Source organism: Winogradskyella sp., assembly GCF_045105575.1.
Lineage (GTDB): Bacteria > Bacteroidota > Bacteroidia > Flavobacteriales > Flavobacteriaceae > Winogradskyella.
Genome location: NZ_JBGCDQ010000003.1, coordinates 1 through 15752 on the forward strand (window position 1 = coordinate 1; position 15752 = coordinate 15752).

Consider the following 15752-nt stretch of genomic DNA (forward strand, 5'->3'; position numbering starts at 1 on the left):
CCCAATCCAATGACGGTACTTGGTCAAAAAAAACAAAGTTCTTATCTGCTTCTTTCCATACTTTAGACAATCCATAGATTTTCTCTTTATCTGTTAGATTTTCTGGAACTTGAGAATACGCATTTCCAATAATTGCTACTAATCCAAATAGTAAGATGATTTTTTTCATTTTTGATTGATTTTAGATATTTTTAATTTGTTACCAATTATATAGTGAAGATGACGCCAAGCATATAAACTATTGATTACTAAAGTTTTAAATATATTTTTAAAATTATAAGTGTTCGGTTTTAGTACACTTTTTGTACGTAATCGGACACTTTAAAATTTGAATAATTGAATATTTTACTCCGAGCGCAAAGAATCTACAGGATTAGCATTTGCCGCTTGTAATGTCTTCGCACTTATAACTAATAAAGCAAATAAAATCATAGCGCATCCGCTTACCAAAAACACCCAAAAACTAATGCTTGTTTTATAAGAAAAATCTTGTAGCCAATTGTTAATACCAAAATAAGCAATTGGCGCAGCAACAATAAACGCAATGGCGACGAGCACTAAAAATTCTTTACACAGCAGCGTATTGATTTGCAATAACGAGGCGCCCAAAACTTTGCGCACGCCAATTTCTTTGACACGACGATTTGTGGTATAAATCACAAGACCCAGAAGTCCTAAACAGCTTATTAAAATTGAAAGTCCAGTTGACCAGTTAAGTAGCTTAGATATTTTTTGTTCGCGATTGTAGAATTCAGCTATAGTCTCGTCCATAAATTCCAAACGATAATCGTCGGTTTCGGAGTAGACTTGTTGATAAGCATTTTCGATTTTTGATAATGTGGACTTCAAATTTTCTGAAGATTCATTATAAAACGATATGTGTACAGCTTGGTACAAACTAACATAAGGTCGGTACCAATCGCCAGCTAGTGCCATCGGTTTTATTTCGGACTTTAAAGAACGTTGGTTAAAATCTGCCATGACACCAACAATGGGAATAAGCTTATTATTTGTTTCAACTTGTTTCCCAATTGCTTCGGCTGGATTAGAAAATCCTAACTTTCTCAATAATGTTTCATTAATCACCAATTCTCTAATGGTATCGTTTCTGTAAAGGCGTCCATCTAAAAGTTGAAGCTCAAATAATTTGGCATAATTTAAATCACCATTAATATATTGCATTTCGGATTTTGCTATGTTTTTACCATCGGTATAGGTAACATTTGTTGAATTTACCGAATTTGAAGCTGGACCTTTTCCGCCAATACTGACTTGTTTTATTTCTGGAATTGTTTTCAACTTTTCGGCAAACAGCAATTTTTTAGAAAATTCTTGCTCGGCTCTTGGCTGAAATACCGAAACAATAGCATCCGTTTTAAACCCCATATCCTTAGTTAATAAGTAGTTAATTTGTTTACCAACCAATAATGTGGCAATGATAAAAACTTGCGCAATTGTAAACTGAAACACCGTTAAAAATTTACGTAAACCTACTTTACGCTCGGCTGAAGACATTTGATTTTTCATCACAGAAACCGCATTGTATTTTGAAAGTACCAAAGCAGGATAAAACCCAGATAAAAATGTAACTAATAAAAGTAAAATAATAATACCTATTACAATTAGAGGATTACCAAATAATTGAAAACTTAATTCTTCTGGTACAAAATCTGAAAATACGCTAATCAACCATTTTGAAAGTAATAATGACAAAATTGCTGAGCATAAAACTAACAAAAACGTTTCGCCCAAAAACTGAACAATAAGTTGTTTTCTGCTGCTGCCCAAGGTTTTTCTGATACCAATTTCTTTGGCGCGCTGCGAGGCTTGTGCCGTATTGAGATTGATAAAATTAATACAACCCAATAGTAGTAAAAAGAGTGCGACAAGTGCCAAATTTCTTAATAGCGGTTTGCTGGCTTGTGCCTTTTCCCAATCGTAAGTACCGTAATCCTCGTTAAAGTGAATATCCTTAAGTGCTTGTAACTTAAATTTGCGCGATTGGCCATATTTGATATCATCTTCGTCCGTATGTTCTAACGCCAAATCATCCAAAAGTTTTTGTACACTTGCTACATTTGCATTTTCTTTAAACTTTACATACAATTGCGAATTACCGTTTGTATTAAACCAATAGCGCTTAGTAATATCTCTTTTTTTGTTAGTTTGTAGTAAGGTTGCATGAGATACAAATTCCTTAAAAACGATATCTGTTCGTTCTGTAAAGTTTTCTACAACACCAGTAACCTTAACATTTATTGAGTCGTTGTAAATTAATGTTCTACCAACAATTTCTGTAGGCGAAAGTTTTGGGAAATATTCTGCTGCTCTTGTTTGGGTTAATACAACTTGATTTGGATTTTTTAGTGCTTCAGTTTTATTGCCTGCTAAAAAGTTATATTGAAAAATATCCAAATAATTTTGGTCAGCGAAAATCACAAATTCTGGCCATTTTAAGGTAATATCGTTTTGTTTGTTAACTACATTTGATGGTCTTTCGATGTAAAATTCGCTTACAGTTTCAAAGTTTGAATTGTCTTCAATAGCACCTTTTAAAGCCAGTGTTATGCCTGAATTATAATATTTTTCTTCTGGGTCTGTAAATTCAGAAACCACACGATAAATATGGTCGCCGTCTTTATGAAAATCATCAAAAGTGTAATCATAATAAATCATTAGTCCAATGACAAATGATGCGCTTAAACCTATAGTAAGGCCAATAACGTTTATAATAGAAAACACCTTATGCTTCATTAGGTTTCTCCATGCTATTTTGAAATAATTCTTGATCATGATTTCTTTTTTTGATTTTGATTGATGATGACTATTCTGTACGCAATGACTTCAAAGGATTAGATGTCGCTGCTTTAATAGCTTGAAAACTCACGGTAACTAAGGCGATAACCATAGAGCCTAATCCGGCAACGACAAACATCCACCATTTAATATTTATTTTATATGCAAAATCTTCTAACCAACTATGCATTAAATACCAAGCTATTGGTGCCGAAACAACAAATGCAATGGCTACTAATTTTATAAACTCCTTAGAAAGCAGATTAACTATACTTCCAACAGATGCACCTATAATTTTACGTATTCCTATTTCACGTTTACGCTGTATTGTACTGTAAGCAGCTAATCCGAGAAGTCCTAAGCATGAAATAAAAATTGCCAATAAAGCAAAACTCATAAATAAACTTTCAAATTGTTCTTCTGCCTGATATTGATTATTGAAAAGTTCGTCTAAAAAATAATACTCAAATGGATCTCCAGGCATAATTGATTTCCACGTCTCCTCAATAGAAGCTAAAGTTTGTGATGTATTGTTTCCTTGAATTTTTATGGTAATAATATCGGTTTGTTCTGAGTCTAATCGCATGGTCAAAGGACTAATTTCGTCTTGCAAAGATTTATAATTAAAATCCTTAACCACACCTATAATCTCACCATTACTTCCCCATTGTTGATAGTCTGCACCAATAGCATCTTGTGCGTTTGCATAACCGAGAAGAGACACTGCCTTTTCATTTATAATCATCGCTTTACTTGAATCTGAAGCAAAATCTCTAGAAAACCCTCTACCTGCAACAATTTTCATTCCTAATTGTTTAAGATAATCTTCATTAACGAAGTACAAATCTAAATTAGCAATCTGCAAATCACCTTGTTGATTTTCAATTTCGGAATAGGCAGCAGAATTCCCTGTACCTGGAACACTTGACGCTAAAGCTGTACCTTTCACTCCTGGAATTTTTGAAATACTATTTACCAATGCATCTTGACCACTTCCTATTTCTGTAGGGATTACTATGGTTTGCTCTTTACTAAATCCTAAATCCTGATTTTGCATAAATCGCATCTGATTGTAGATAACGATAGTTCCGATTATTAAAGAAATAGAGATTGTAAATTGTACGACTACTAAACTTTTTCGTAATAAAATACCTTTAGTGCCCGTTGAAAAACTGCCTTTAAGCACACTAATTGGCTTAAATGAAGAGAGTATTATTGCAGGATAAACACCTGCTATAACACCAATTACCATGGCCATTAAAAATAGATAGAGGATATTAATAGGGTCTGCAAAAACACCAACACTTACTATTTTGCCTGCCAAATCATTAAAATAAGGCAATCCTAAAGCGGTTAATCCCACAGCTACAAAAAATGCTATGATGCAGAGAATAATAGACTCACCAATAAATTGAAAACCAAGTTGACTTTTCTCTGCACCAATAACTTTTCTAATCCCTACTTCTTTTGCTCTTTCAACTGAACGTGCTGTCGCTAAATTGATAAAATTGATACTCGCAATTAGTAATATAAAAATGCCTATAACTGAAAATACATATACATTACTAATACTACCAGAAATTGAGCTACCACGATCCGATTTTAAATACACATCCTTAAATGGTTCTAAAAATAAAGTAACAAACATTTTTGATTGTCGCATTTCATCTCCAGTTCGTTTTTCAAGAAAATCGGGAAACTTTGCTTCTAGGATTTTTGGACTTACTTCTGCTGCTGTTAAAATATAAATAGATGGATCATAATTGTCCCATTGACCATCTCTACTGTTTGGTGCAGCATTATAAGTAATCATTGACACTATAATATCTGCCTGAATATGAGAATTTTCAGGGATATCTTTCATAACCCCTGTTATAGTTGCAGGATTATCAAGACCTTCGACTACCAAATTCTCTCCTATTGGGTTTTTGGAATCAAAGTATTTAGTCGCCATAGTTTCAGAAATCACTAAACTATTTGGTTGTTTTAAAACTTGAGTTTTATCACCTTTTAAAAGTTCGAAATCGAAAATTTCGAAAAAGGCAGAGTCTACTGCAATAACCTGCTCTTCTAAAAATTTAGTACCATCTTTAACTATTGTAAAGTCTTCATCTGAAACTCTTGTGAATTTCAAAATTTCTGGAAATTCTTTTTCTATGTTTGGTCCAACTGCCCATGCAGCAATAGGTGCTTCAATTTTTTCTGATGGCGTATCAATATCAGCAACAACTCTATATATATAATTTCCTTTACTGTGCATATTGTCATAGCTCAATTCAAAATTCACATATAGTAGAACTAGAAAACCAGCAGTCATACCAATAGCAAGGCCTGTTATATTAAGTAAAGTGAATCCCTTGTGTCTATACAAGTTTCTTAGTGCTATTTTTAGATAATTTCTTAACATGATTTTTTTGATTGAATTCTTATTGATTTACTCCGAGCGTAATGAATCCACAGGATTAGATGTCGCTGCCTTAATAGCTTGAAAACTGACCGTGATCAGAGTAATTATTAATGCCCCAAAACATGCAATAGCAAACACATCCCAACTGACTGTAGTTCGATAACTAAATTTCTGTAACCATGCTCCCATTACATAATAAGCCAATGGTGATGCGATTAATAAAGCTATAATTACCAGAGTTATAAAATCTTTAGATAGTAATAACCATAACTGACTAATAGATGCACCCAACACTTTTCGAACTCCAATTTCCTTAGTACGTTGTTCGGCTACAAATGATGCCAATCCAAAAAGGCCTAAACAACTAATAAAAATAGCTAATGCAGTAAAGACTCTTGCTAAACTCGCAATTCGTTCTTCCGAGCTAAATTTTGCCCCATATTCTTCATCTACAAATTGATAATCGAAAGGAGTATTTGGGAAGTTTTTCTTAAAGACACTTTCAACTAGTACTAAATTTTCACTCGTACTTTTTTCAGGATTAAGCCTCACATTATAGAATGCTGTATTCCCATATTTCTCAAAGACATACATTGCTTGTTTCACAGGACTATAGGGAGATTGTATTATCATATCCTCTACCACACCAATAATTTTTAATGGTGGATCGACATCTTCAGTATCAGAATCTCTAATATATTTTCCGATTGGATCTGTAAGATTCATATATTTCACAGCTGTTTGGTTAAGAATCACCGCATTAGAATCTGTGGCAAATTCTCTGGAAAACCCTCTACCTTCAACTATTTTTAAACCTAAAGTTTCTGTAAATTCATAAGAAACAGAAGTATACGCTAAATCTTCTTGAAAACCAACAGGTTTACCTTCCCAAGTATAACCTGACCTGTTAGACCAAACATTTGTCATTGGTGCGCTTGTACCAGCCATTTCTAGAGCTCCACCTGAAGCTAAAAACTGCTCACGCATTATATCTTTTTTCCCAATAAACTCACTACTCATTACAGGGATTTGAATTAAGCCTTTTGTATCATAACCAACTGGTCTGTCTTTAGAAAATTGAATTTGGTTCATCACCACAAGTGTTCCAATAATTAATGCAATTGAAACCGTAAACTGTGTTACCACCAAAAATTTTCGAGGTAATGAAGCAAAACGACCAGACTTAAACGTGCCTTTTAAAACCGCTACAGGATTGAATGATGATAAATACAAGGCTGGATAACTACCAGCTAAAAAAGCCGTAACAAATACAAAGACTAATGCGATTAGCCAAAATTGAATATTCGCCCAAGGAAAAACAATCGCTTTACTCGCTAAATTATTAAATCCATTTAAAAATAATATAACAATACCAAGTGAAAATACGAACGATAAAACAACAATTAGAAACGACTCGCTTAAAAATTGGAATATAAGTTGGCCACGTTGCGAACCGATGGCTTTTCTAATACCTACTTCAGTTGCTCGTTTTTCTGAACGTGCGGTGGATAAATTCACGAAATTTATACAAGCTAACAACAAAATAAATAGTCCAATAATACCAAACAGCCATACGTTTTCTATACGCCCTCCAGATTGCACACCATTTTCGAAATCATTTCTTAAATACCAATCTTTCATCGGAAATAAGAATATTTGAGGATTAAACTGTGCTGTATCTGTTGATGTATTTTTCTTAACGTTAATAATTTTAGAGGTAACAGCATCCATGGTTGTATTCTCATTAATTTGAACAAATAATTGAAATGAATTATTTCCCCAAGCTTCCTTAGAAAGTTCTAACCAAGGTTGTGTAGTGACATAATATTTCCATGGTATGAGATATTCCATATCACTGAATGTATTATTTTGAGGGATATCTTTATAAACTGCAGTTACCATTAAATCATCTTCGTTATTTACTTTGACTATTTTACCAATCGCAGTTTCATTTGCAAATAAAGATTTTGCTAAAGATGCAGACATCATTATCGAATTCTGCTCTTTAAGACCATTTCTCACTCCCTCAATAATATCTAAATCTAACATTTCTGGACCATCGTCTTGCATGGCATTTCCATTTGTGTAAATATTAGTTTCACCATACTTTAAATATCTTGGCTGTTCCCAAGATGCCATAACAAGATGCTTAAAATTATCATTATGACCTTCTCGTAAAGCAAATTCTAATGGTCTAGGAATTGCAGGACCAGTACCAATGGTATTATTGATTGTCTGACTCTGATAAATTTGAGCAATGGTCTTTTTATTTTTAAAATGGCTATTATAATTTAACTCATCAACGATCCATAAACCTATCATTATAGTAGCTGCCATACCAACAGCTAGTCCAGAAATATTAATAAATGAATACACCTTATTTTTGATAAGGTTTCTGAACGCTATTTTGAAATAATTCTTAAACATCTTTTCTATAAGTTACTGTTCGTCTTATGCTAAATTTATTTCAGCATCTGATTGATTTGATTGATTGGATTATTATAATTTGGTATCAAACGTTCAGTATAATTACTGAAACTAGTTCAGCAAAAGTTACTGTTCGCTTTTTGATTAATTTGGCTTCAACATCTCAGTATAAATGATTGATTGGTTGATTAATTTTATACTGAAGCGTTTTCCAACTGATTGATTGATGAAAGTCGATTTAAGCTAATATGTTTTCCGTCACTTTCTGTCCATCTAACATTCTGATGATTCTGTGACTGTATTTGGCATCGTGCTCACTGTGCGTTACCATAATAATTGTTGTACCCGCTTCGTTAAGATCAATTAGCAAGTCCATAACTTCATTTCCATTGGTACTATCTAAGTTACCAGTTGGCTCATCTGCAAGAATTAATTTTGGTTTATTTACTACAGCTCTTGCTACAGCGACACGTTGCTGTTGTCCACCAGATAATTGCTGAGGAAAGTGATTACGACGATGCATTATTTGCATTTTCTCTAAAACCGCTTCCACTTGTTCTTTGCGCTGTGCTGGTTTTACGCCTGTGTATATTAATGGCAATTCTACGTTTTCAAAAACCGTAAGTTCATCTATAAGGTTAAAGCTCTGAAATACAAACCCAATATTATGCTTACGCAATTCTGAACGTCTACGCTCATTAAAGCCTGCCACTTCTATTCCGTTGAACATAAAACTTCCACCATCTGGATCATCTAGTAATCCTAAAATATTTAGTAAAGTAGATTTACCACAACCTGAAGGTCCCATTATTGCCACAAACTCACCTTCTTTTACTCCAAATGATAATTTGTTAAGCGCAATAGTTTGTACTTCTTCAGTCTTGTAAAATTTCTCTAAGTCTGTAATTTGTATCATTCTGTTCTTATTTACTTTTAGCTATTCGCCCTTGGCTTTTAGCTTTGTTAATTTTATTTATTTTTTATCTATAATCTCTTTTCTAACTTTTCTATTTCAAAATAAGTTCTTCAGTATCTCCAAAAGAATCATAACTAGACGTTACTACTTTATCTCCAGGATTTAAACCTTCAAGCACTTCGTAATATTCTGTGTTTTGGCTTCCTAATCTAATGTTTACTTTGTATGCTGTTGTACCGTCTTCACTTACTTTAAAAACCCAGTTGCCTCCAGTTTTTTGAAAGAAGCCTCCTTTAGAAACTAATAAAGCTTCTTTCTCTGCACTTAAAGCAACTCTAATTTGTAGGTTTTGACCTCTTCTAATCCCTTCTGGCACATCACCTTCAAATTTCATATCGACTTGAAAACGTCCATTAGTCACTTGTGTAAACACTTTCTTTATAGTTAAAATGTAAAGTTTATTATTAAGTGTAAACGTTCCTGTCTGACCATTATAAATTCTAGAGATGTAATGCTCATCAATATCGACTCTTACTTTGTAGCCGCTTGTGACGTCAACTTGTCCTAAACGTGTGCCTTTCGTTATAGATTGACCAATCTCTGCATCTAGTGATGTTAACTGCCCATCAATTGGCGCACGCACCACTAAATCACCTACTTTTTTACGCATTAATTCTAAAGCACTTTGTGTTCTGGCATATGAGTTTCTGGCTTGGTTGACTTCCAGTTTTGTTGAAATTGTATCCTCTGACAAGACTTGCTTAGACAATTTCATGCGTTCTTTTTGATACTCATAATTATTCTGAGACGATTCATAATCCATTCTTCCAATAGCACCTTTGTCATATAAACGCTTGTTCAAATTATATATACGCTCGGCCTCAATCAAATTATTTTCTACGTCTGTAAACTGATTTTGTCTGTTAATTGTATTCTGACGTGCTGCATTTTGCGAAATCTGCATTTGGGTCAATAGATTATAAACCGAGGTTTCTTGATTCACCAAACTCAACTCTAAATCTGTATTCGATAATCTCAAAATTGGCTCTCCTTTTTTTAACATGGCACCATCCTCTACAAATTTTTCTTCCACACGACCACCTTCCAAGGCATCTAAATAAATGGTTGTAATTGGCAATACGATTCCGTTAACAGGTATGTTCTCTTGAAACACGTCTTTAGAAACTGTATTTATAGAAATACGCTCTTTTTCGACATTCAATTTAGAACCACCAGAGGTTTGTAAAATCACATAAACGATTAAAGCTATTATTGCTAATACTCCACCAATAAGTCCTAGCTTTTGATTTGAAAATTTTTTCTTCTGAATTGGAACGTCCATTTTTTATTCTTTGTTTATACAGTTCATATAGTGAAGATGATGCCAAAACATTAAAGACTTTTAAATCAGTTGTTTATGTTTTTATTCAAAAATAAAAGTGTTCGGTTTTGATACACTTTATGTTCGAAAATGCACACTTTTGTTGACCCAAAAATTTTTAGTTTTTGAATATAAAATAGCTGAATATAAAATCGTAATATTGTATGGATGGTTTTAAAAAACGCAACAATATTAGTTATAGACGATGATGCTGACGTGCTTACAGCATTGCGCTTACTCCTTAAACCACTTGTAAAGGAAGTAGTCACCGAAAAAAACCCAAGCAACATACTTTCTCAAATAGAAAAGAAAAACTACGATATCATTATACTAGACATGAACTTTAATGGTTTAGTCAATACTGGTAACGAAGGTATTTTTTGGTTAAATAAAATCAGAAAACAAAAGCCTGAAACTGCTGTTATCCTTATGACAGCTTATGCCGATATCGATTTAGCGATAAGAGGTCTTAAAGAGGGAGCTGCTGACTTTTTAATGAAACCATGGAAGAATAACAAAATCATAGAAACCATAACCACTATACTGAGCAAGAAAAAATCTAAAGGATCTAAAAACAACGACAACAGCATAAGTAGCACAGACATTATTGGCGACAGTCAAGTTATGAACGATGTTTTCGTAAAACTAAAAAAAGTGGCACCAACTGATGCTAATATTTTGGTACTTGGAGAAAACGGAACAGGTAAAGATTTAATTGCTCGCGCGCTTCATGATAATTCACATAGACGTGATCAACCTTTTGTAAAAGTCGATGTTGGAGCCTTAACAGATTCGCTATTTGAAAGTGAACTTTTTGGTTACAAAAAAGGTGCTTTCACAGACGCAAGAGAAGATAGAAAAGGACGCTTTGAAGCCGCAAATGGAGGGACATTATTTTTAGATGAAATTGGTAATATTAGTTTAGGACAGCAAACAAGACTTTTAACCGTTTTACAGAACAGACAAGTAACGCCTTTAGGTTCTAACGATGCCATTCCTATTGATATTCGTTTAATTTGCGCCACTAATATTAATCCACACGTATTAGCAGACGAAAAGAAATTCAGAAAGGATTTAATCTACAGAATAAATACGGTTGATATTATCGTGCCTCCATTGAGAGATCGTGGTACCGATATTACAGAATTATCTCATCATTTTGTATCGCTTTATGCCGAAAAATATAATAAGAATCCTTTTACTTTTGATTCCGGATTTATTTCAAAATTAAAGAAACATGATTTCCCTGGAAATGTAAGAGAACTGCAATATGTTTTAGAACGTGCTGTAATCATGACCGACGGTAGTATTCTAAAACCAGAAGACTTAGTTTTCTCTTCCATAGAACGAACCACCTCAACCACTAGTGTTGAAACTAAAAGTTTAAATTTAGACGATTTAGAAAAAAATGCCATTCTTACAGTTTTGGAAAAAAACAGAGGGAACGTTTCTAAATCTGCCAAAGAATTAGGAATCACACGAGCTGCTTTATACAGACGATTAGAAAAATATGAACTATAAAGGCTACATCTTAAAGCTCTTTTTTAGAATCGTACTCATCGTAAGTGCCATACTTGGGTTAGTTTATAAGTTTCAAACAGAACAAACTGCATATACAATTGTTCTTAGCATTGTTTTATTATACTTATTTATAAATACGTACAGTTTTATAAAGCGTCGCTTTGTAGCAATGGATGATTTTTTTGAAGCGGTGAAGTATCGTGATTTTTCAAGATGGTTTCCAGAAGATCTTGGTCCAAAAGATATTCGATTTTTATATACTGGTTTTAATGAAATCAATCGAACGATTAAAGAAATAAATTCTCAGAATCAGGCGCAATACGTTTATCTACAAAAGATTCTAGAAATGGTGGATATTGGAATTATCGCTTATAATCTTGAATCTGGAGATGTACTTTGGAGTAATGATTCTTTTGGAGATATACTCGATGTACCTTCTTTTAAAAACATCAGATTTATTGAAAATAGAAAGCCCGAATTATACAATACTATTTTTGAAACCTATCATCGAGAACCAGATTCTATTTCTATTGCCTTACAAAACGATAGTATTAAAATATTGATTTCTGACACTGTTTTTCAGGTTGATGAAGATGCTTTCAAATTAATTGTCATTCAAAATATAGATGATACTTTAAATAAAAATGAGTCTGAATCTTGGAAGAAATTATTAAGTGTTATGACTCATGAAATCATGAATTCTATTGCACCAATTTCATCCTTAGCAGATACATTGCAAAGAAATTTACAAATTGCAATAGAACAACCTGAGGAATCGCGTTTAGAATTAGAAGACCTCAATGCTGGTATTAAAACGATTAAAAACCGAAGTGAAGGACTTTTAAAATTTGCTAAAACGTATAGAAGTCTAAGTAAAGTAACCCATTTAAATTTACAGCGAACTAAGGTTTCAGATGTGCTCAACAATATTCAATTGTTGATGGAACCATCGATAAAAGCTAAAAATATTGATATAGAATTCAACGTATCTACGCAAAAATTAGAATTAGATATTGACACACATTTAATAGAACAAGTATTAATAAATCTTATCTTAAATGCTGTTGACGCCTGCAAAGATAAAGAAAACGCAAAAATTAAAGTTTTAGCAAATCAAAACCCAAACAGAGATACTGTTATAAAAATCGTTGATAATGGTTCTGGAATTCCGCAAGATATTCTTGAAAATATTTTTGTACCGTTTTTTACCAGTAAAACGACAGGAAGCGGTATTGGCTTAAGTTTATGTAAGCAAATTATGCTGCTTCACAAAGGCCGGATTATTGTAAAAAGTATAGAAGGTGAAGGCTCTGTTTTTAGTCTGGTGTTTTAAACTTATTAGTTCTCAAAATTCCCAATACCTTCTTTCAACCATTTATAATATTGCTTTGCATCTGGTGTGTAAGCTACAGGCTCATTTAGGTTGTCTTCATTATGATCCATCAGCACATAATAAGGTTGTGTATTGGTTTTGTACTTAATGGTTTGCATTTCGCTCCATTTCTGACCTTTGTTTCTCAACTTTTTTCCTGGTCTTAATTTTGAATCTGGTGCTTCGCCTTCAGGAAAATCAATTTGCTCATCGACATATAATGAAATTAAAACGACCTCATTTTTAAGCTTCGATAAAATTTCAGGTTTTACCCAAACATTTTGTTCCATTTTACGGCAATTCACACATGCCCAACCTGTAAAATCTAACATTACGGGTTTACCGACTTCTTTTGCATAAGCCAAGCCTTGATCGTAATCATTAAAGGCTAAAATATCATGAGGTGCTAATAAATGTGCTCCTTCTGGTAAATCTGAATGACTTGCACTTGCTCCTCCTCCACCTTTTGAGTTCCCTACTCCATAAGGAGACTCACTATAATCTAATGGTGGAGGAAATGCACTAATCAAATTTAAAGGTGCTCCCCAAAGTCCAGGAATCATATATATGGTAAAACTAAGCGTTAGTAGTCCTAACAATAATCGGCCTACTGAAATGTGTTTCAGCGGTGAATCATGTGGCAACTGAATTTTTCCAAATAAATATAAAGCCAAGGCTCCAAAAATAGCAATCCAAATCGCTAAGAATACCTCACGCTCTAAGAAGTGTAATTGTAGTACTAAATCGGCTTGCGATAAAAATTTAAATGCCAAGGCCAATTCTAAAAATCCTAGAACCACTTTTACAGTATTTAACCATCCACCAGATTTTGGTAACGAATTTAACCAACCTGGAAATGCTGCAAATAATGCAAATGGTAAGGCAATAGCAGACGAAAAGCCTAACATGCCAATCACTGGTGCAATACCGCCTTTAGATGCTGCTTCTACTAAGATGGTGCCTACAATAGGACCAGTGCACGAGAATGAAACTATTGCCAACGCTAAAGCCATAAAAAAGATACCAACGAGTCCGCCACGATCCGCTTGACGGTCGGCTTTATTTGCCCAAGAATTTGGTAATACAATTTCAAAAGCTCCTAAAAACGAAATGGCAAATACCACTAATAGTAAAAAGAATATAAGGTTAAACCAAACATTGGTTGCCAGTGCATTTAAAGCATCTGCACCAAAAATTGCTGTAATAATAGTACCTAACAGAACATAAATTACAATAATTGATAAGCCATAAATAATAGCATTTCTAATACCTTTGGCTTTAGACTGGCTTTGTTTTATAAAAAAACTAACCGTCATTGGTATCATCGGAAAGACACAAGGAGTTAACAAAGCCACAAATCCTGAAAGGAAAGCGACTATGAAGATAGACCATAAGCCTTTACTATCACCTTTATCTTCGTTAGATGTACTTGTGAGATCTTCGGTTTTTACTGGGTTAGTTAAATCGAATTCTAAATCTAAATATGTTGGTGGTGTGCATTGTGTATCATCGCAAGCCATAAAGCCAACTTCGGCTTTAACCGATATGATGTCTTTATTTGAAACTTTAATTTTTTGTCTGAACTGAGCAGACTTCTTAAAAAATTTAATCTCCGCTCCGAAGACTTTATCCATTACCACTTTACCTTTTTCTTCTTTGGTTTTTCCCTCTAAGGTTACACCATCCTCAAGTTCATATTCAAAACTTGTTGGTATTGGTCCTTCTTCAACATTTTGCGAGTATAACTTCCAATTGTCTTGTATGGTTGCTGTAGATACTAAAACATATTCAGAAGCATTTAGTTGTTCAACAGATGTACTCCATTTTACAGGATTAAGAATTTTAGGAGATGATTCAGAACTTAAAGTATTCGTTTCTGGTGTACCAAATGAAATAGTGTCTGACTTAGCTTCAAGAACTTTAGCGTCTTTTAAGTTGAATTTTAAATCAATATAATTTGGTGGCATGCATTTTTCATCATCACAGACCATGAATTCAACCTCACCTTCAACTAAAGATAATTCCTTATTTAAAACTTTAATGCGTTGTCTGAACTCTGCTTTATCTTCAAAAAACTTAATTTTCATTTCAAAAACAGGATCATCAACAATTTTTCCATCCTCTTCAATCGTCTTTCCAACCAATTCAAAATCTGAATGCTTTACATAGGTAAAGGTTGATGGAATTGGACCACCATCTGGTACAGTTTGAGAATACAAATGCCAACCAGAATCAATTGTTGCTATGGATATTAAATCGTATTCGGTATCAGATATCTTTTCGGTTTTAGTTTCCCACTTTACAGGATCAAAAACTTGAGCATCTAAATTAAAGGAAAACGAAAATGCCAAAAGGCAAAAGAGAAGTACTTTTTTAAAGTTCATAAACGAAATCTTAATTTACAAATGTAAGAGACGAAAATACGGTTCGCATTTAACAGTCGTCTAATTTATAAAAACCTTAAGAATAAAAGAAGAGAAATGGAGTGTATAAAAAACCCGAACGTTAAGTTCGGTTGGTCATTTTATGATTTGATTTCAATTTCGAGCTTATCGGAATGTTTCCATTTGGATATACCACCTTCAAGATCATATACTTTTTCGAAGCCTGCGTCTATCATCTTTTTAGAGCATTTTGCACTTCTACCACCAGATTTGCAATAAACAATTACAGGTTTCTTTTTATCTAGTTTTGAAATATCTTGTTCAAAGGTTGGAGACGTAAAGTCTATGTTTTGAGAATTTGCTATCCGAACTTCATGATGCTCTTTTGCTGTTCTCACATCTATAATTTGCGCATCTTCTAAATCTAAAATAGATTGCATTTCTTGAGCCGTTACGAGTTTAACCTCACTATCTGAATTTGAATTGATGCAGCTTGTACCGATACTTAATACAAGTAAAAGGCAGCAAATGGTAAATCTATTTTTCAT

General features: G+C 33.4%; 9 protein-coding genes. 2 read left to right on the top strand and 7 right to left on the bottom strand.

The window, feature by feature from the left end:
- Positions 1–345 precede the first annotated feature (345 nt).
- The 5 genes from AB8B52_RS00510 to AB8B52_RS00530 all read right to left on the bottom strand — a co-directional run bounded on the left by AB8B52_RS00510 (position 346) and on the right by AB8B52_RS00530 (position 9888).
- Entirely contained in the window at positions 346–2793 is a 2448-nt protein-coding gene (locus AB8B52_RS00510; RefSeq protein WP_406024157.1) for an ABC transporter permease, read from the bottom strand.
- Between the two features lie 31 nt (positions 2794–2824).
- Positions 2825–5203, bottom strand: a complete 2379-nt coding sequence (locus AB8B52_RS00515; RefSeq protein WP_406024159.1) for an ABC transporter permease — start codon at positions 5201–5203, stop codon at positions 2825–2827.
- A gap of 27 nt (positions 5204–5230) precedes the next feature.
- Positions 5231–7630, bottom strand: coding sequence for an ABC transporter permease (locus tag AB8B52_RS00520; RefSeq protein WP_406024161.1), 2400 nt, complete (start codon positions 7628–7630; stop codon positions 5231–5233).
- Positions 7631–7868: 238 nt separating this feature from the next.
- A complete protein-coding gene (locus AB8B52_RS00525; protein WP_406024163.1) occupies positions 7869–8546 on the bottom strand; it encodes an ABC transporter ATP-binding protein in 678 nt (225 codons plus the stop codon).
- Positions 8547–8637: 91 nt separating this feature from the next.
- Positions 8638–9888, bottom strand: coding sequence for an efflux RND transporter periplasmic adaptor subunit (locus AB8B52_RS00530; RefSeq protein WP_406024164.1), 1251 nt, complete (start codon positions 9886–9888; stop codon positions 8638–8640).
- 207 nt (positions 9889–10095) lie between these two features.
- Here AB8B52_RS00530 and AB8B52_RS00535 point away from each other — a divergent pair, with 207 nt between their 5' ends.
- The gene (locus AB8B52_RS00535) at positions 10096–11448 is read left to right on the top strand and encodes a sigma-54-dependent transcriptional regulator (RefSeq protein ID WP_406024166.1); all 1353 of its coding nucleotides are present in this window, start codon (positions 10096–10098) and stop codon (positions 11446–11448) included.
- Positions 11438–12781, top strand: a complete 1344-nt coding sequence (locus AB8B52_RS00540) for a sensor histidine kinase (RefSeq protein ID WP_406024168.1) — start codon at positions 11438–11440, stop codon at positions 12779–12781. The genes AB8B52_RS00535 and AB8B52_RS00540 overlap by 11 nt, the downstream gene beginning before the upstream one ends.
- A gap of 5 nt (positions 12782–12786) precedes the next feature.
- On the opposite strand, the gene AB8B52_RS00545 is transcribed toward AB8B52_RS00540, so the two are convergent.
- Entirely contained in the window at positions 12787–15204 is a 2418-nt protein-coding gene (locus tag AB8B52_RS00545) for a protein-disulfide reductase DsbD domain-containing protein (RefSeq protein ID WP_406024170.1), read from the bottom strand.
- 140 nt (positions 15205–15344) lie between these two features.
- Positions 15345–15752 (bottom strand): rhodanese-like domain-containing protein, encoded by a 408-nt coding sequence (locus tag AB8B52_RS00550; protein ID WP_406024172.1) that lies wholly within the window; start codon positions 15750–15752, stop codon positions 15345–15347.

Coding starts and splice junctions, on each gene's coding strand:
- AB8B52_RS00545 (WP_406024170.1), bottom strand. CDS start 15,204: ATGAACTTTAAAAAAGTACTTCTCTTTTGCCTTTTGGCATTTTCGTTT.
- AB8B52_RS00515 (WP_406024159.1), bottom strand. CDS start 5,203: ATGTTAAGAAATTATCTAAAAATAGCACTAAGAAACTTGTATAGACAC.
- AB8B52_RS00525 (WP_406024163.1), bottom strand. CDS start 8,546: ATGATACAAATTACAGACTTAGAGAAATTTTACAAGACTGAAGAAGTA.
- AB8B52_RS00535 (WP_406024166.1), top strand. CDS start 10,096: ATGGTTTTAAAAAACGCAACAATATTAGTTATAGACGATGATGCTGAC.
- AB8B52_RS00520 (WP_406024161.1), bottom strand. CDS start 7,630: ATGTTTAAGAATTATTTCAAAATAGCGTTCAGAAACCTTATCAAAAAT.
- AB8B52_RS00550 (WP_406024172.1), bottom strand. CDS start 15,752: ATGAAAAATAGATTTACCATTTGCTGCCTTTTACTTGTATTAAGTATC.
- AB8B52_RS00510 (WP_406024157.1), bottom strand. CDS start 2,793: ATGATCAAGAATTATTTCAAAATAGCATGGAGAAACCTAATGAAGCAT.
- AB8B52_RS00530 (WP_406024164.1), bottom strand. CDS start 9,888: ATGGACGTTCCAATTCAGAAGAAAAAATTTTCAAATCAAAAGCTAGGA.
- AB8B52_RS00540 (WP_406024168.1), top strand. CDS start 11,438: ATGAACTATAAAGGCTACATCTTAAAGCTCTTTTTTAGAATCGTACTC.